Source organism: Streptomyces sp. NPDC051987 (assembly GCF_040680735.1).
GTDB lineage: Bacteria > Actinomycetota > Actinomycetes > Streptomycetales > Streptomycetaceae > Streptomyces.
Genome location: NZ_JBFAXI010000003.1, coordinates 196,446 through 213,370, shown reverse-complemented (window position 1 = coordinate 213,370; position 16,925 = coordinate 196,446). Strand labels below are relative to the sequence as shown.

The following is a 16,925-nucleotide window of genomic DNA, read 5'->3' as shown; positions in this document are numbered from 1 at the left end:
AAACGCCCGGTTACATTCCGAACCCGGAAGCTAAGCCTTACAGCGCCGATGGTACTGCAGGGGGGACCCTGTGGGAGAGTAGGACGCCGCCGAACAAATATTGAGAAAGAGCCCCACACCTCACGGTGTGGGGCTCTTTCGCGTTGGTGCGTGTTCCTCAGAACGTGATGTCCGCCGTTTTCACCGTGCCGCCCTTTCGACCTGGCGCCTCCTGCCAGTTCCAGTAGAGGTTCGTGTGCGAGATGACCTGGTCCGGGGCCGGCGCCCCGTACGGGGAGAGGTCCTCCGTGGTGTGGGCGTCGGCGACCAGCGTGGCGTCGTAGCCGCGGACTATCGCGCCGTGCAGCGTGGAGCGGATGCAGGCATCGGTCTGGGCGCCGGTGACGACCACACGGCCCACGCCGCGTTCCGCGAGCACGGTCTCCAGTTCGGTCTCCTCGAAGGAGTCGCCGTAGCGCTTGTGGACGAGGGGCTCGGCTGCTTCGCGGATCAGCTCCGGGACATAGCGCCAGGGGGCGCTGTCGGGCTTCAGCTCGTCGCTGGAGTGCTGGATCCAGACGACCGGGACCGCCTCGGAACGGGCCTTGGCGAGCAGCGCGTTGATATTGGCGATGACCTCGTCGCGGTTGTGGGAGCCGTCCACCACTCCGTTCTGCACGTCCACGATCAACAGGGCGGTGTTCGGGCGGTTCGGCAGAGTTGTCATGGCGCTCACCGTAGACGGTGGCACTGACAAACCAGGTGAGAGCGTCGGCCGGCCCGCGCTAGCGTGGCCGCATGAGTGCTACGACCAGTGCTACGACCAGCGGTGATTACGAGATCCGGGCGATACGGGCCGACGAGTGGGAGGCAGCCAAGCGGTTGCGGCTCGTCGCGTTGAAGGACCCGGTGGCGGACATCGCGTTCCTGGAGAGCTACGACGATGCGCTGGGACGGCCGGACTCCTTCTACCAGGAGCGGGCGGCGCGGTCGGCCGAGGAGCCGAGCGGAGCCCGGCAGTTCGTCGCGGTGGCGGCGGACGGGGAGTGGGCCGGGACGGTGACCGTGCTGATCGAGGAGGCCGGGACGACGGACTGGGCGGGGTTCCCGGTCGAGCGCCGACAGGGACATGTCGTGGGCGTGTTCGTCCGGCCCGAGCACCGGGGGAGCGGGTTGGTGAAGGCGTTGTTCGACGCCGGTGCGGAGTGGGCGCGGCAGCGCGGTGCGGAGCGCATGCGGCTGCTGGTGCACGCGGACAACCTGCGGGCCCAGGGGGCCTATCGCAAGGCGGGGTTCGCGCCGAGCGGGGTGGTCGTGCCGTTCTCCAAGGACGAGGCACAGGACGAGATCGAGTTCGTCCTGGAGTGGCCGGCCTAGACCGGCAGTTCCCGGTGCGGCCAGCGGGAGCGGGCCTGTTCGTGGGAGCGGAGCAGGGCGAGGGCCGGCAGGCCCAGGTCGGGGCCGGTGGCCAGCAGGTCGGGGAGCTGGGGGAGCGGGGCCACGGCCGCCACGTCGTCCAGGACCAGGGTCAGTGGTGGGTCGAGCCGACCGGAGGATGACCGTTCGGCCATGCGCCGGCCGTGCTCGACCACGCTGGAGGCGAGAGCTGTCAGGAGGGGCATCGCGCCCGGGTTGGTCCTGGGGTCCTCGATGGATTCACCGACCACATAAAGCGTGCCCCCTTCGGCGACGAAGGAATCCAGGGCGAGGGCATCGGATCGGTTGGGTGTGCAGGCCTCGCGGACGTTGACGGTGAAGAGGGCGGCGAGCGCCCGTGCCGTCAGCTCCTGGGCGATGTCCCGGCGTTCGGGGTGGGACGTGAGGGCTGCCTCCAGCTCGCCGGCGGCGCCGGGGGCCGCCTTGGGGTGGGTGCGCAGGGTTCGTACGGCGTCCTGGACGCCGGTGCCCTGGGCCCAGCGGTGGACGTGACGGATCGTGCGGTTCTCCAGGGCGGCCGCGTGCAGGTAGCTGCGCAGGAGGGTCTCGGCCGTGTCGGAGACCGTCTGGTCGATCTTGGCGGTGGGCCTGACCGGGGTGAGGAGGGCGTGGGCGCGCCGGATCGCGGTCTGCTTGTCCTCGCAGTGGGCCGTGGGGGACCAGTGGAAGCGGGCGGGGGTGTCGCAGAGGTGGTTCGGGTCGTAGAGGAGGACGGGGCCGAGTTTGGCTCGGGCGTCCTTCGTCTCCGCCCAGAGGGTGGCGTTCGAGGTGACGACGAGGGCCGGGCCGAGCGCGTCCTGGATCGCCTGGACCGCGGTGGCCTGTCGGCTTTCGCGCGGCGCGACGTGGATCCTGGTCCAGTTGCCCAGCCGGTCGTCTGCGGCGGCGGGGCGGATGTCCGCGAGCTCCGCGAGGGTGTGCTCCCCGGGGGTCTGTTCCACGGAGGCCGCCGGGCTCCCGGCCGGGATCGCCGGCTCCTGGAAAGACTTCTGGAGCGGGGCCTGGAGCGGGGCCTGGGGAGTGGCCTGCGGCGGGGTCTGGTGAAGGGCTTCGTGAGAGACCTGGAGCGGGGGCTGGAGATAGGGCTGCTGAAGGGCCGACCGGGGGGCGTCCTGGACCGGCTCCCGTTCGGTGTGGGGGTCCGGCAGGGTCCCCGCGCGTCTCCGGCGCCGCCCGGCCCGCCAGCGGGCCACCGTGCCCAGCAGGAAGACGGTGAGGACGAGCAGGATCATCAGCTGGCCGATGAACAGGCCCCAGAACAGCCCCCAGCCCGCCAGCCGGGCCGCCGGTGTGTCCGGCCAGGCGCCCGCGATGTCGTGCGGGGCGCCGATGAGATGGCGCATCGCGAGCGGGGTGTGGGAGAGGGTGACGGTCGACGGCCAGCTGCCGTGGGCGAACCAGGCCGCCAGACCCGTCGCCGTCCACACCAGGATGGTGATGCCGAGCAGGAACACGAGTATGCCGATCAGCAGGCCGTCGGGAATCCCGCCGCCCTGCTGGTCGCGTTCCTGCCGAGGGTCCGGTCTCACGGACGGTCCTCCCTACGCCACCGTCGATTCGGAGTCGCCGAGGTGCTGCTCCACGAAGGCCGCCGCCCGCCGCTCCGCCTCCAGTTCGGCGGCGAGGAGGGCGTCGTCCTCGGCCATGACGTCGCTGGAGGACTCGGTCATCGCGCGGTCGGTGAAGACGAGCGGGCGTTCGGTCTCGGTGACCAGGTGCTTGACCACCTGGACGTTGCCGTTGACGTCCCAGACGGCGATACCGGGGGTGAGGGTCGGGATGATCTCGACCGCCCAGCGGGGCAGGCCCAGCACGCGGCCCGTCGCCCGTGCCTCGTCCGCCTTCTGGGCGTAGACCGTCCTCGTCGACGCCATCTTCAGAATGGCGGCCGCTTCCTTGGCCGCTGCCCCGTCCACGACGTCGGACAGGTGGTGCACCACCGCCACGAAGGACAGTCCGAGCCGTCGGCCGAACTTCAGCAGCCGCTGGAACAACTGGGCCACGAACGGGCTGGCGATGATGTGCCAGGCCTCCTCGACCAGGAAGATGCGCTTCTTGCGGTCGGGGCGGATCCAGGTGTGCTCCAGCCACACGCCGACGATCGCCATCAGGATCGGCATGGCGATGGAGTTGCGGTCGATGTGGGAGAGGTCGAAGACGATCAGCGGGGCGTCGAGGTCGATGCCGACCGTGGTCGGGCCGTCGAACATGCCGCGCAGGTCACCGTCGACCAGGCGGTCCAGGACCAGGGCGACGTCCAGGCCCCAGGCGCGCACGTCGTCTATGGCGACGTTCATCGCCTCGGCCGACTCCGGTTCGGGGTGCCGTAGCTGCTCGACGATGTCCGTCAGGACGGGTTGGCGGTCGAGGATCGTCTCGTTGACGTAGGAGTGGGCGACCTTGAGGGCGAAGCCGGAGCGTTCGTCGAGGCCGTGGCCCATCGCGACCTCGATGATGGTGCGCAGCAGCGCCAGCTGGCCGGTGGTGGTGATCGCCGGGTCCAGCGGGTTGAGGCGGATGCCGTGGTCCAGGGCCGCCATCGGGTCGAGCCGGATGGGGGTTATCCCCAGCTCCTCCGCGATGAGGTTCCACTCGCCGACGCCGTCCTCGCCCTGGGCGTCCAGGACGACGACCTGGCGGTCGCGGAAGCGGAGCTGGCGCAGGACGTAGGTCTTCTCCAGGGCGGACTTGCCGTTGCCGGACTCGCCGAGGACGAGCCAGTGCGGGGCGGGGAGTTGCTGGCCGTAGAGCTGGAAGGGGTCGTAGATGTAGCCCTTGCCGGAGTACACCTCGCGGCCGATGATCACGCCCGAGTCGCCGAGGCCGGGCGCGGCCGTGGGGAGGTAGACCGCCTGGGCCTGGCCGGTGGAGGTGCGGACCGGGGAGCGGGTCGTCTCGACCTTCCCGAAGAGGAAGGACGTGAAGGCTTCGGTGAGGACGGACAGCGGGTCCCTCATCAGCGCATCAGCCTCTACCTTCGGATTCCGGTGGCGAAGGGCAGTGTGTTCACGAAGGCGCGGTGGTGCTCGCGGTCGCACCACTCCAGCTTCAGGTACGACTTTCCGGCGGACGCCCTTATCGTGCGCTTGTCGCGGTTGAGGGCTTCCGGGGTGCGGGAGGAGACCGTGATGTAGCCGACGAGGTTGACGCCGGCGGCGCCGCTGGCCAGGTCCTCGCCGCGCTGGTCGAGGCGGGTGTGGGCGGCGATGTCGCGGGGGTCGACGGTCCGGTTCATCTTGGCGGCTCGGGACGCCTCCGCCTCGTCGTTGGTCTTCTCGGTGAGCATCCGCTCGATGGCGACCTCGGTGGGTTCGAGATCCATGGTGACGGCGACGGTGCGGATGACGTCCGGGGTGTGGACCAGGAGCGGGGCCAGGAAGTTGACGCCGACCGGGGTCATCGGCCATTCCTTCACCCAGGCCGTGGCGTGGCACCAGGGCTCGCGGGTGGCGGACTCGCGGGTCTTCGCCTGGAGGTAGGTGGGCTCCATGGCGTCCAGTTCGGCAGGCCAGGCGTTGCGCTGGGTCATCGCCTGGATGTGGTCGATGGGGTGGTCCGGGTCGTACATGGAGTGGATCAGCGACGCCAGGCGGCCCTGGCCGAGGGGCTGGCGGACGCGGATGTCCGCTTCCTGGAGGCGGGAGCAGATGTCGGTGAGCTCGCGGGCCATGACGACCGCGAGGCCGGCGTCGCGGTCCAGCTTGCGGCCGGCCTGGGGGCGGGCCGCGCGGGCCATCGCCTGGGCCTCGGAGGCCAGTTCGCGGGAGTAGTGCATGCAGGCGACGAGGTAGGCGCGGTGCTGCTCGCTGCTGGTGGAGACCATGGACTGGAGCTGGTCGTAGGAGCGGGCCAGCCAGTCCGGGGCCTTGTCGTCGCCGCGCTGGGCGACGTCCTTGGCGTGGGCGTCGGGGTCGGCGGGCAGGGTGCGGGCGAGCATCTGGAGGCGGGTGACGAAGCCGTCGCCGTTGGCCACGTGCTTGAGGAGGGTGCCGAACCGGTCGACGAGGGCTTCCTGGTCCTCGGAGTCCCGCAGGCCGACGCCGGGGCCCTCGATCTCGATGGCCGCCGTCACCGTCTTGCGGTCGGCGTGCAGGAGTACGGCGATCTCGTCGGGGCCGAAGGGCGCGGCGAGCCAGGTGATGCGGCCGATGCCGGGCGGCGGGCCGATCTCGACCTCGCGGCCGTCGAGGCGGGTGCCGGCCTCGGCGGCGGCGGAGCGGTAGGCGGTGCCGTTGCGCAGGTTCCGCTTGTAACTGCGGTTGATCTCGAACCACTTGTAGAAGGTGCGGCGCTTGTAGGGCACGTAGACCGCGGCCAGCGCGATCAGCGGGAAGCCCATGAGCAGCACGATCCTGAGGGAGAGGATCGGGACGAGGAGCCCGCACATCATGCCGAGGAACGCGCCCACGATGATGAGCGCGATCTCGCCGGACTCACGGTTCCTGCCGATGATCGCGTTCGGCCGGGCGCGGCCGATGAGATACGTACGGCGGGGCGTGATCGGATGGGACAGGTGGGACTCTGTCGTCAACGCCCTTCACCTCCCGAGCTGTTGTTGCGGGTGTTGCTGGCATGCGGGGTGTTCGCCGGGCTGGGCGCGCGGGGCGCGGGGGCGGCGGAGGGGACAGTTCCGCCGCCACCACCGGTCGAGGTGCGCGTACTGTGCGCGGCGACGCCGCCCGAGGCGGGGTTGGCCGGGCGGGCGGCGGAGGCGCCGCCCCCACCGCCCCCGCCGTTGTTGTCGGCGCGGGCGCTGTGGGTTCTGATGCCCTGGGCGACGAGGTTGGCGGGGCTGCTGATGACGGCGGCGGCCTTGCCTTCGGCGCCCTGCATGATGCGGTTGCTGCGGCCGGCCGCGATCTCGTCGCCGAAGCCGGGGACGAAGCGGTAGATCATCGCGCTGGCGAAGATGGCGAGCAGGATGATGGCGAGGCCGGAGACGACGGCGGAGAAGGCGTCGGGGCCGCCGTCGGAGGACAGGGCGCCGGCGAGGCCGAGCACTATCACGATGACCGGCTTGACGAGGATGACGGCGATCATGATGCCGGCCCAGCGGCGGACGTGGCCCCACAGGTTCTTGTCGACGAGGCCGGCGTAGACGACGGTGCCGAGGAGGGCGCCGACGTAGAGCAGGGCGGCCCGGATGACGAGCTCCAGCCAGAGGACGCCGGCGGCGAGGATGCTGACCAGGGAGACGACGATCAGCATGATGGGGCCGCCGCCGATGTCCGTGCCCTTGTCGAGGGCGCCGGAGAAGGTGCCGAAGAACGTGTTGGTCTGGTCGCCGGTGGTCTTGGCGAGGACGTCGGAGACGCCGTCGGTGGCGGAGACGACGGTGTAGAGGATCAGGGGGGTGAAGGCGGAGGCCAGGACGGTGAGCCAGAGGAACCCGACGGCTTCGGAGATGGCCGTGCTCAGGGGGACCCCGCGCACCGCCCGCTTCGCCACGGCCAGCAGCCACAGCAGGAGGGTGAGGATCGTGGACGCGGCGAAGACCACGGCGTACTGCTGGAGGAACTTCTCGTTGGTGAAGTCGACGTTGGCGGTCTCCTTGACGGCGCCGCTGAGCTTGTCGATGGTCCACGAGGCGGCCTTGGCACACCCCTGGCCGAGGGAGGTGAGGGGGTCGAGGGTGGAGGTGAGGGGGTCGGTGGTGGTGCTGCTGCCGCCGCCGCGGGAGCTGCTCTCGCAGAGTTGCAGGGAGGGGCCGGTCATGCCCGCGCAGTTGTTGCTGCTCGGGGTGGCGGACGGCGTCACGGAGGGGGAGGCGCTCGGCGAGGGGGCGGCGAGGGCGCGGGTGGCCAGGAGGACGACGCAGGCTTGCGCGGAGGCCACCAGGCCGGTCAGCTTGAGCACGCGGTGCTGGCTAGCGGGCATAGGTGAACCCTCCGAATTCCTGGACCGCCTTGCTGATCTCGTCGGACCCGGACACGGGGTTGTCCCCGTTGACCGGGGTGGGGCCGGTCCTCTGGCTGGACTCCAGGACCTTCCAGTCGCCGTCGCTCCAGGTGAGCTTCATGGTGACGGTGAACCAGTTGCTGGTCACGGGGTTGGTGGAGGTCTGGCTCGCCATGCCGAACAGGCCGTTGCACCAGACCTCGACGGTGGCGGCGCTGTCGCTGTACGCCGTGATCGTGGTGCCGGCCGGCAGGGTACGGCTGACGAAGGTGCTGCCCTGGGGGGCCGTGCCGTCGGCGGTGAGGCCGGCCTTCTTCAGGAAGTCGGCCGAGTAGTCGCTGTCGAAGCCGGACTGCATGCTGGTCACGACGGTGGGGTCGGCGACGGTCTGCACGATGGCGTGCCGTCTTGCCGTGTTGAACATGCCGTCGGAGCCCAGTGCCGTCGCGTAGTTGGCGGCCGCGCTCTGGGCTCCCTGCTCGCTGTGGGCGAAGCCGGTCGGGATGCCCTGGTTCTTGGTCTGGACCGGCTTGGTCCCGCTGGCCGCCGTGGCGGAGGTGCCCGGCCGGCCGCCGTCGGTGGTGGAGCCGGTGTCGCTGCCGCTGGAGGACGTGTCGTTGCCGCCTCTGTTCGCGAAGGCGATCGCTGCGATCAGGAGGACGACCACGCCGACGACCGTGACCAGGCTGCGGGAGGAGGAGCGGCCGCCGCGGCGGGCGGCGCCGCCGTAGGGGTCGCCCTCGGGCAGTCGGGTGCGGGTGTGGCCGGTCTCCGGGTATCCGGGCTCGTCTCCGAGGCTCATGCCGGGTACTCCCCCTCCACGTCGTACCGGAACGCGTAGCAGTACGACGGTAGCCGTGCTGGTTCCCGCGCGGGCGCGGTGTGGTGACTCGACATCAGGGAAACGCAACCTCGGAGCGGGGGAAAGGGAGGTGCAAGTCGCTAGACGGCCATGCCGTACACGATGGTGAACAGGGTGCCGAGTGAGCCGATGATGAAGACTCCGGTCAGGCCGGCGATGATGAGACCCTTGCCCTGTTCGGCGCTGAAGGTGTCGCGGAGGGCTGTGGCGCCGATGCGCTGTTTGGCGGCACCCCAGACGGCGATGCCGAGGCAGATCAGGATGGCGACGGCCATGACCACCTGGATCATCGTCTTCGCCTCGTTGCCCAGGCTGCCGAAAGGCCCCCAGTCCGGAGCGATTCCGCCGATGATGGTGTTGATGTCTCCCTTGTCGGCCGCAAGGAACATGTAAGTCACCGCCCCTGGTGGGTAGTTCTCTCCGCCTCTGCCGAGTGCAGAGGTCACGCATCATTGTCGCCGACAACGCCGCCGGAGTATGTCGACTTGACGTCATTGATTGGCGGGTTTCGTACGAAGGTATCGTACGGTCACTCTGTGTATCACGGCAGGTCACGCCGGGCAATGAGGACTGGACGGAACCTGTGTGTGGTTCCGTCGTTGACCCCTTTTACGGCCTGGCGGGGTTCTTGACGGCCAGTCGGGTGAACAGCCACCGTCCCGATGTTCTCATGACGAACGGGCCGCGGCTGGTTGCCGCGACCCGTGGGGTCCGTCGGGGGACGGGCCTGACTAGTTGGCGAAGGCGGTGATGCCCTCGGGGGTGCCCCAGCCGGTCGGGCCGTCGTAGCCGGTGGTGGCGGTGCAGTAGTACGAGACGGAGCAGGAGCCGTTGTTGCCGCTCGTCACGTCGTTGAGGGCGGAGGTGCCCGCGTAGTCGTACGGGTACTGGGCGGGGTAGGTGCCGCTGGCCGGGGTGCCGGCGAGGGCGTAGACACCGGCGATGATCGGCGCGGAGACGCTGGTGCCGCCGAAGGTGTACCAGCCGGCGGTGACGCCGTAGGAGTCGTAGACGGAGACGCCGGTCGCCGGGTCGGCCACCGCGGAGACGTCGGAGATCATGCGCTTGGTGCAGCTGGTGTCGGTCTGCCAGCTGGGCTTGGCGTCGTAGGCGGAGCAGCCGGAGCCGGTGCCCTCGGTGCTCGACGTCTTCCAGACGGTCTCGGTCCAGCCGCGGGTGGTGGAGGACGTGGACAGCTTGGTGCCGCCGACCGAGGTCACGTAGCGGGAGGCGGCCGGGTACTCGGCGCCGTAGGCCGAGTCACCGGCGGAGACGGTGATGGCGACACCGGTGTGGTTGAAGTACGAGGAGTCGTACGAGGTGTCCGAGGAGGACTCGCTGCCGCCGTAGCTGTTGGACACGAACTTCGCGCCCAGGGTGACCGCCTCGTTCACCGCGGTGCCGAGGTTGGCCATGGTGGCGCTGGTGGCCTCGACGAGCAGGATCTTGCAGTTCGGGCAGATCGCGGAGGCCATGTCGAGGTCGAGGGAGATCTCCTCGGACCAGCCGGAGTCGGAGGAGGGCAGCGAGGTGGTGGAGCCGGTCTGGCTGACCTTCTTGAAACAGCCGTTGGCCGTGGTGCAGGCGGAGAGGCCGTAGTACGAGCGGTAGGTCGCGAGGTCGGACTCGGCGTTCGGGTCGTTGTACGCGTCGACGATCGCGATGGTCTCGCCCGAGCCGTTGGAGGCGGCGGCGGAGGTCAGGCCGTAGGCCGACCGGAGGTTGGCCGGGCTGTAGCCGGAGGGGGTGGACGCGTCGGCGGCCTTGGGGGTGATGCCGGTCCTCGCGGCCTGCTGCTTCTGGTAGGCGGTGAGACCGCCGGTGACGCGGTAGGAGTTGCAGGCGAGTTCGCCCTTGTGCTTGGGGGTGGCACAGGGGGTCGCGGTGTAGGTCACCTTCGAGGAGACCGACGGTGCCGCGTCGGCCTGGACGGCGGTGCCGAAGCCGGCGAACACCAGCGCGGCCGTGGCCGCCGCGGCGGCGCCGATGCGGCGCAGGCCGCGGCGGGCGGACGGTCTGTTGGGGGGAGTGGAACGCATACGTGCAGCCTCCTGAGTTCCGGTACTGGGGTGGGAACAGGGGCGGTGCGGGTGCGATCTGGTGCGTGCGCCGTCGGTACGGGTTCCCCGGCGGCGGGGCGGCGGCCCGCGAAGAGAATCCTTTGTTGAGTACGTGACAACAAGAGGCTGCTGGAATCCTGACTTCCGCATTGCCGAACAGGGCCTTCGCGTGACCCTTCGATGGCCGCCCGTTGTCCTGGGGGTGACGGATGCTTGACGCAACTCACAGGTTTTCCACGGGAGTTGCAAAGGGCATGGAACCGGAGTCGCCAGGAACATGAAAGACGGGCCACGGCCGGCTGCCGTGGCCCGTCTCTCTTTCCCTGCCGCCGAGGGGACCCCACGTCCCCCTCACGATGGCGGCTCCCCGTGACCCGACGGGGAGGTCGGTCGGCGAGGGGCTCAGCCGGTGAAGGCGCCGGTCCCCTCGGGGGTGCCCCAGCCGGTCGGGCCGTCGTAGCCGGACTTGGCGGTGCAGTAGTACGAGACGGAGCAGGAGCCGTTGTTGCCGCTCGTCACGTCGTTGAGGGCGGAGGTGCCGGCCGCGGCGTACGGGTACTCGGCCGGGTAGTCGCTGCTGCCCGGGGTGCCGGCGAGGGCGTAGACCGAGGCGATGATCGGCGAGGAGGCGCTGGTGCCGCCGTAGGTGTTCCAGCCGGTGCCGTCGGAGCCGTAGGAGTCGTAGACGGAGACGCCGGTGGCGGGGTCGGCGACGGCGGAGACGTCGGCGATCATGCGCTTGGAGCAGCTGGCGTCGGTCTGCCAGCTGGGCTTGGCGTCGTAGGCGGAGCAGCCGGAGCCGGTGCCCTCGGTGCTCGACGTCTTCCAGACGGTCTCGGTCCAGCCGCGGCTGTTGGAGGAGGTCTTCAGGGCGGTGCCGCCGACGGCGGTCACGTACCGGGAGGCGGCCGGGTACTCGGCGCCGTAGGCCTCGTCACCGGCGCTCGCGGTGATGGCCACGCCCGCGTGCTTGTAGTACGAGGTGTCGTAGGACGTGTCCGAGGACGACTCGGAGCCGCCGTAGCTGTTCGACACGAACTTGGCGCCCAGCTTGACCGCCTCGTTCACCGCGGTGCCCAGGTTGGCGTCGGAGGCGGACTTGGCCTCGACGAGCAGGATGTTGCAGTTCGGGCAGGTCGCGCTGACCATGTCGAGGTCGAGGGACTCCTCGCCGGCCCAGCCGCTGTCGGCGGAGGGCAGGGAGGTGGTGGAGCCGGTCTGGGAGACCTTCTTGAAGCAGCCGTTGTCGGTCGTGCAGTCCGGCAGGCCGTAGTACGAGCGGTAGGTCGCGAGGTCGGCCTCGGCGTTCGGGTCGTCGTAGGCGTCGACGATGGCGACGGTCTCGCCCGAGCCGTTGGCGGCGGCGGCGTCGGTCAGGCCGTAGGCGGACTGGATGTCGCTCGGGCCGTATCCGGTGGGGGAGGCGGAGGCGGCGTTCGGCTTGACGGTCTTCGGCGTGACGCCCTTGAGGGCGGCCTGCCGCTCCATGAAGGCGGTGGTGCCGCCGGTGACCCGCAGGGCGTCGCAGGCGGCGTAGCCCTTCTTCGGGGTGGCGCCGCAGCCGGCCTTCTCGTACCGGACGTGGGCCTTGGCGACCTGAGCGGCGATGGCCTTGGCGCTGACCTTGTGGGTCGCGGTGGGGGCCGCGGTGGCCGCGCTGGCGTGGGCCGCGGTGCCGAAGCCGGCCGCGAGAAGCGCGGCGGTGGCGGCGGCTGCCGACCCGAGCTGCCGCCATCTGCCGCGTATGTGGGGGGAGTTGGGGGTGGTCGTACGCAAGGTACTGCCTCCTGGGGAGAGGTCGGGACAGAGGCCTGCGGGTGGGGGACCACCGGTGTGGTTGCCGGTGGGGGCGGCGGCCCGCGACGAACCATCCCGTTGTTGAGTACGCGACAACAAGGGAGTTTCGGAATCCTGACTTCCGCGTTACCCAAGGGCGGGAAGGGCTTACTGATCATTGGGGCCCGGATGGCCGGAAATTGGGGTTCGATTGACCCGAAGTCCGTTCCGGGCAGGGCTCAATGCGCGTTGATCGGGCGTACCGAGCCGCCGGGAAAGCCGAATCAGGCCTGGATCAGCGGGGCTTGAGGCCGTACAGCATGAGGTGGATGTGGTGCTCCAGGCCGGCCAGCACCGCCTCCGGCCGGAGGCTGCCGTTGGTGGCCAGCGCGGCCAGGCCGTGGATGCCTGCCGCGGCCGCGAGGGTGACGGCCTCCGGGTCGCCCTCGACGATCTCGCCGCGCCGCTGGGCGTCGGCGACCAGCTGGACGAAGCAGCCCATCGCGTGCTCGGCGGCGGTGGCCAGTTCGGCGTCGATGTCCGGGTCGTGCTTGCGGGAGTACATCAGCTCCAGCAGCTCGGGGTTGGTGACGGCGAAGGTGACGTAGGCGCGGGCGAGCGCGGTGAGGCGCGGTTCCAGGGCGGTGTCCGGGAGGTCCGCCGCGTCCAGTGCCTCGTTCAGGCGCTCGAAGCCGGTGCGGGCGAGCGCGTCCAGCAGGGCCTGCTTGTCCTTGAAGTGCCGGCCGGGGGCGGCATGGCTCACCCCGATGTCGCGGGCCAGTTCGCGCAGGGACAGGGCGGCGCTGCCCCGCTCGCGCAGGGTGCGCTCGGCGCTGGCGAGCAGGGCGGCGCGCAGGTCTCCATGGTGGTAGGGGCGGCTTTGCGACATGCCGGTCATCGTAACCCGATGTTGTCGTTGACATCATTGTTGTCGGCGCCTACATTTGCGGCCATGGCTGAGAAGAAGAACAAATGGAACGTCTCCCAGCTCCCCGATCTCTCCGGACGTACGGCCGTGGTCACCGGGGCCAACAGCGGCCTCGGCTTCACGGCCGCGGACGCGCTGGCCGGCGCGGGCGCGCACGTGGTGCTGGCGGTACGCGACGTGGAGCGCGGGCGGGCGGCCGCGGCGCGGGTGACCGGCAGCACCGAGGTCCGCCGTCTGGACCTGGCCGACCTGTCCTCGGTGCGGGAGTTCGCCGCGGGCTGGGACCGGCCGCTGGACCTCCTGATCAACAACGCGGGCGTGATGATGCTCCCGGAGCTGCGCACCAAGGACGGCTTCGAGATGCAGTTCGGCACCAACCACCTGGGCCACTTCGCGCTGACGAACCTGCTGTTGCCGTATGTCACGGACCGTGTGGTGACGGTCTCCTCGGGTCTGCACCGGAGCGGCGACGGAGTGATCCGCTTCGAGAACGTGAACCTGGAGGGCGCCTACCACCCGACCCGGGCCTACGCCCAGTCCAAGCTGGCGAACCTGCTCTTCGTGCTGGAGCTGCAGCGCCGGCTGACCGAGTCCGGCTCCCGGGTCCGCGCCCTCGCCGCCCACCCCGGCTACGCGGCCACCAACCTGCAGAGCCACACCGCCAGTCCGCTGGCCCGCCTGGGCATGCGGCTCGGCAACCTCCTCGTCGCCCAGGACGACCGCGCGGGCACCCTGCCCACGCTGTACGCGGCGACCCAGGACCTGCCGGGCGCCAGCTATGTCGGCCCGGACGGCCTGGGCGAGATGCGGGGCGCGCCCACCCTGGTCGGCCGCAGCGCGGCGGCCAGCGACCCGGCGGCGGCCCGCAGACTGTGGACGCTGTCGGAGGAGCTGACGGGCGTGCGCTGGCCGCTGGGCGTCGAGACGGCGTGACCGTGCGGGCCGGCCGCGCGACCGTGCGGGAGTGCCGCGTGATCGGCGGGTTGGTGACCGAGGGCGGGCCGGGTGGCCGACGGGTGTGCCGGGCGACCGGCGGGTCGGGCGGGTGAGCGTTCGGGTGCCGGGTGGCCGGTAGGACCGGTGTGGCGTCCGGATACGGTGAGCGCAGACGACGGATCGACGGATACGACGGCTCTCCGGGAGGTGGCCGGATGCGCGGCGGCGCCGTGGACTTCACGCTCGACGGGCGTACGGCTCTGGTGACCGGCTCCGTGCGCGGGCTCGGCCTGGAGATGGCGCGGGGGCTGGCCGGCGCCGGTGCGCGGGTCGTCCTCAACGGCCGGGACGCCACGGCGCTGGCGGAGGCGGTCTCCCGGCTGCGGGAGGACGACGGCCTGGACGTGACGGGCGCCGCCTTCGACGTCACGGACCGCGAGGGGGCCGAGGAGGCCGTGACCGCGCTCGGCGCGCTCGACATCCTTGTCAACAACGTGGGCCCCCGGGACCGCGGAGGCGTCGAGGAGATGACCCCCGAGGAGCTGTCCGAACTGCTCGACGTCCACCTGACGTCGGCGTACGCGCTGAGCCAGACGGTCGCCCGGGGACTGGCCGCGCGCTCCACCCCGGGCCGCATCATCAACGTCTCGTCCGTCGTCGGCCGGCTCGGCCGCATCGGCGACGTCGCCTACGCCACGGCGAAGGCGGGCCTGGACGGCCTGACCCGGGCGCTCGCCGCCGACCTCGGCCCCAGCGGCACGACCGTGAACTCGGTGGCCCCGGGCACCTTCGCCACGGACGCCGACCCGGAGCACGCCGAGGACCCGGAGCAGGACAGATGGCTGCGCACCAGGACCGCACTGGGCCGCTGGGGCCGCCCGGCCGAGATCGCGGGCGTCGTCGTCTTCCTGGCGAGCGACGCGGCGTCCTTCATCACCGGGCAGACGATCGCGGTGGACGGCGGGATGACGACGACGTTCTGAGCGCCGCGGCGCCTGACGGATTCGCCACGAAAGGACCCGTTCCGGGGACGACGTACCGGCCGCAAGGGCGGTTCCCAGGAAAATCTCAGCGAAGTCGGGAACCGTTTCTCACCTTTGTGGGGGACAGTGGGCGCTGATGAAGCGCACCTCGGGTATCTCCGTCACCTCGCGACGCGTCGCGCTCTGCGCCGTGCTCGTACTGGCCGCCACCTCGGCCTCCGTCGCGGCCGCCGACGAGGCCGCCGGGCCGTTCGGGGTGACCGCGGTGGTCGGGGACACGGCTCAGAGCGCCCGGGTCGGGGCGCTGTTCGGCGCCGACAAGGCCGGCAGCCTGTCCGGCAACCACTTCTGCACCGCCTCCGTCGTGCACAGCCCGCGGCGGGACCTGATCATCACGGCCGCCCACTGCATCGACGGGGAGGGCGACGCCACCGGACTGGTGTTCGTGCCGGGATACCGGGACGGCCAGGCGCCGTACGGGGTGTGGAAGATCGGCAAGCGGTACCTGCCCGACGGATGGGCGCACGGGCAGGACGAGGACAGCGACATCGCCTTCGCCGTCCTGGACGAGCGGGGCGGCAGGCGGATCGAGGACGTGACCGGGAGCAACCGGTTCGCCGCCGGGGTGGCCACCGGCGCCACCGCCGTCACCGTCACCGGCTACCCCGACTCCCGTGAGGTGCCGGTCAGCTGCACCAACAAACCCGTCGCCCACAGCGCCACCCAACAGCGCATCGACTGCCCCGAGTTCACGGGCGGCACGAGCGGGAGCCCGTGGGTGAACGGGGACCACGAGGTGGTCGGGGTGCTGGGCGGGCACGAGCAGGGCGGGTCGACTCCCGACGTCTCGTACAGCGTGGTGCTCGGCCGGGAGGCCGCCGAGCTGTACCAGGACGCCACGGCCGGCTGAAAGAGAGCCGCTGAGGGGGCGTCATGTGGGGCGTCTTCCTGTGAAATAGCGCCACTCTCGGCCGAAATGGCGTTGAACAGCCCTGACATGGGGGAGGGTTGGGGCGTGCGGAAAGTATGGGTGGTCGGTGGCGCGGTGACGGCGCTCGGGGTGAGCTTCGTCATGCTGCTCGTCGTCGGCGTGTACATCGTCGCCGGGAACCTTCTCAACGGCGTCGGCGGCGCCGGCAAGACCCTGGCCAAGGGCGCCGTACCGGCCGCGTACTCCACGCTCGTGCAGAAGTGGGGCAACCTCTGCTCCGCCCTCAACCCCGCGCTGCTCGCCGCACAGCTCTACCAGGAGAGCGGGTTCAACCCGAGGGCGCAGAGCCCGGCGGCCGCGCAGGGGATAGCTCAGTTCATCCCGGGCACCTGGGCCACCCACGGCATCGACGGCAACGGCGACGGGGTACGGGACGTCTGGGACCCGAACGACGCGATCCCGTCGGCCGCCTCCTACGACTGCGAGCTCGCCTCGTACGTCAAGGACGTCCCCGGCAACCTCTCCGAGAACATGCTCGCCGCCTACAACGCGGGGGCGTACGCGGTCATCAAGTACAAGGGCGTGCCGCCGTACAAGGAGACCCAGAACTACGTCAGGACGATCACCACCCTGGAGCAGAGCTTCGCCGCGCCGGTCAGCCGGCTCTCCCCGACCAAGCAGGCCGCCGGGGCCATCAACTACGCCCAGACGAAGCTCGGCACCCCCTACCTCTGGGGCGGCAACGGCACCGCCGCGGACGGCGGCCGGTTCGACTGCTCAGGGCTGACCAAGGCGGCGTACGCCAGCGTCGGGATCACGCTGCCGCGCGTGGCCAACGACCAGTACAACGCCGGGCCGCATCCCTCGCGCAGCGAACTGCTCCCCGGCGACCTCGTCTTCTTCTCCACCGACCTCACGAACTCCCGTGCCATCCACCACGTGGGGATCTACGTCGGCGGCGGATACATGATCGACGCTCCCTACACCGGGGCCGTGATCCGTTTCGACCCCATTGATTCCGCCGACTACTTCGGGGCCACCCGCGTCACCGAAGATGGCGCGAAAGCGCTCCCCACGACGGTGTGAACGGAGCGTATAACCCACCCCCTGAGCTGGGGCTTTGTATCTCTCTTCG

The 16,925-nt window shown here is 70.6% G+C and carries 15 protein-coding genes and 1 rRNA gene; 6 read left to right on the top strand and 10 right to left on the bottom strand.

What is annotated here, in order from left to right; genetic code table 11:
* Positions 1-95, top strand: a 5S ribosomal RNA gene (gene rrf, locus AB0M11_RS03010); the annotation flags it as partial.
* A 62-nt stretch (positions 96-157) separates the two neighbouring features.
* On the opposite strand, the gene AB0M11_RS03005 is transcribed toward rrf, so the two are convergent.
* A complete protein-coding gene (locus AB0M11_RS03005; protein ID WP_365700677.1) occupies positions 158-706 on the bottom strand; it encodes an isochorismatase family protein in 549 nt (182 codons plus the stop codon).
* A gap of 71 nt (positions 707-777) precedes the next feature.
* Between AB0M11_RS03005 and AB0M11_RS03000 the strand changes: the two genes are divergently transcribed.
* The gene (locus AB0M11_RS03000) at positions 778-1,356 is read left to right on the top strand and encodes a GNAT family N-acetyltransferase (protein ID WP_365700675.1); all 579 of its coding nucleotides are present in this window, start codon (positions 778-780) and stop codon (positions 1,354-1,356) included.
* Here the strand turns inward: AB0M11_RS03000 and AB0M11_RS02995 are convergent.
* From AB0M11_RS02995 to AB0M11_RS02955, 9 genes are all read right to left on the bottom strand, one after another.
* Positions 1,353-2,945, bottom strand: a complete 1,593-nt coding sequence (locus AB0M11_RS02995) for a type VI secretion protein (RefSeq protein ID WP_365700673.1) — start codon at positions 2,943-2,945, stop codon at positions 1,353-1,355. The genes AB0M11_RS03000 and AB0M11_RS02995 overlap by 4 nt on opposite strands.
* A gap of 12 nt (positions 2,946-2,957) precedes the next feature.
* Positions 2,958-4,373: an ATP-binding protein gene (locus tag AB0M11_RS02990; protein ID WP_365700671.1), complete on the bottom strand. Its 1,416-nt coding sequence runs from the start codon at positions 4,371-4,373 to the stop codon at positions 2,958-2,960.
* 14 nt (positions 4,374-4,387) lie between these two features.
* On the bottom strand, positions 4,388-5,947 hold the full coding sequence (locus AB0M11_RS02985) for an SCO6880 family protein (protein ID WP_365700669.1): 1,560 nt from the start codon (positions 5,945-5,947) through the stop codon (positions 4,388-4,390).
* Positions 5,944-7,293 (bottom strand): hypothetical protein, encoded by a 1,350-nt coding sequence (locus AB0M11_RS02980; RefSeq protein WP_365700667.1) that lies wholly within the window; start codon positions 7,291-7,293, stop codon positions 5,944-5,946. Before AB0M11_RS02980 ends, AB0M11_RS02985 begins: the two co-directional genes overlap by 4 nt.
* Positions 7,283-8,116, bottom strand: a complete 834-nt coding sequence (locus AB0M11_RS02975; RefSeq protein ID WP_365700665.1) for a hypothetical protein — start codon at positions 8,114-8,116, stop codon at positions 7,283-7,285. Before AB0M11_RS02975 ends, AB0M11_RS02980 begins: the two co-directional genes overlap by 11 nt.
* 140 nt (positions 8,117-8,256) lie before the next feature.
* Positions 8,257-8,565 carry a hypothetical protein gene (locus AB0M11_RS02970; protein WP_181804900.1) on the bottom strand — a complete coding sequence of 103 codons (309 nt, stop codon included), beginning with the start codon at positions 8,563-8,565 and terminating at the stop codon, positions 8,257-8,259.
* Positions 8,566-8,907: 342 nt separating this feature from the next.
* Positions 8,908-10,215 (bottom strand): S53 family peptidase, encoded by a 1,308-nt coding sequence (locus tag AB0M11_RS02965; protein WP_365700663.1) that lies wholly within the window; start codon positions 10,213-10,215, stop codon positions 8,908-8,910.
* A gap of 423 nt (positions 10,216-10,638) precedes the next feature.
* Complete coding sequence (locus tag AB0M11_RS02960) at positions 10,639-12,012, bottom strand: S53 family peptidase (RefSeq protein ID WP_365700661.1); 1,374 nt, start codon at positions 12,010-12,012, stop codon at positions 10,639-10,641.
* 295 nt (positions 12,013-12,307) lie between these two features.
* On the bottom strand, positions 12,308-12,910 hold the full coding sequence (locus tag AB0M11_RS02955) for a TetR/AcrR family transcriptional regulator (RefSeq protein WP_365700659.1): 603 nt from the start codon (positions 12,908-12,910) through the stop codon (positions 12,308-12,310).
* 54 nt (positions 12,911-12,964) lie between these two features.
* Here AB0M11_RS02955 and AB0M11_RS02950 point away from each other — a divergent pair, with 54 nt between their 5' ends.
* The 4 genes from AB0M11_RS02950 to AB0M11_RS02935 all read left to right on the top strand — a co-directional run bounded on the left by AB0M11_RS02950 (position 12,965) and on the right by AB0M11_RS02935 (position 16,876).
* Positions 12,965-13,873 carry an oxidoreductase gene (locus tag AB0M11_RS02950; RefSeq protein WP_365700657.1) on the top strand — a complete coding sequence of 303 codons (909 nt, stop codon included), beginning with the start codon at positions 12,965-12,967 and terminating at the stop codon, positions 13,871-13,873.
* A 218-nt stretch (positions 13,874-14,091) separates the two neighbouring features.
* Positions 14,092-14,859 (top strand): SDR family oxidoreductase, encoded by a 768-nt coding sequence (locus tag AB0M11_RS02945; protein ID WP_365700655.1) that lies wholly within the window; start codon positions 14,092-14,094, stop codon positions 14,857-14,859.
* A 136-nt stretch (positions 14,860-14,995) separates the two neighbouring features.
* Positions 14,996-15,769, top strand: coding sequence for a trypsin-like peptidase domain-containing protein (locus AB0M11_RS02940; protein WP_365700653.1), 774 nt, complete (start codon positions 14,996-14,998; stop codon positions 15,767-15,769).
* Between the two features lie 87 nt (positions 15,770-15,856).
* Positions 15,857-16,876, top strand: coding sequence for a bifunctional lytic transglycosylase/C40 family peptidase (locus AB0M11_RS02935; RefSeq protein ID WP_365700651.1), 1,020 nt, complete (start codon positions 15,857-15,859; stop codon positions 16,874-16,876).
* The last annotated feature ends 49 nt before the right edge of the window (positions 16,877-16,925 follow it).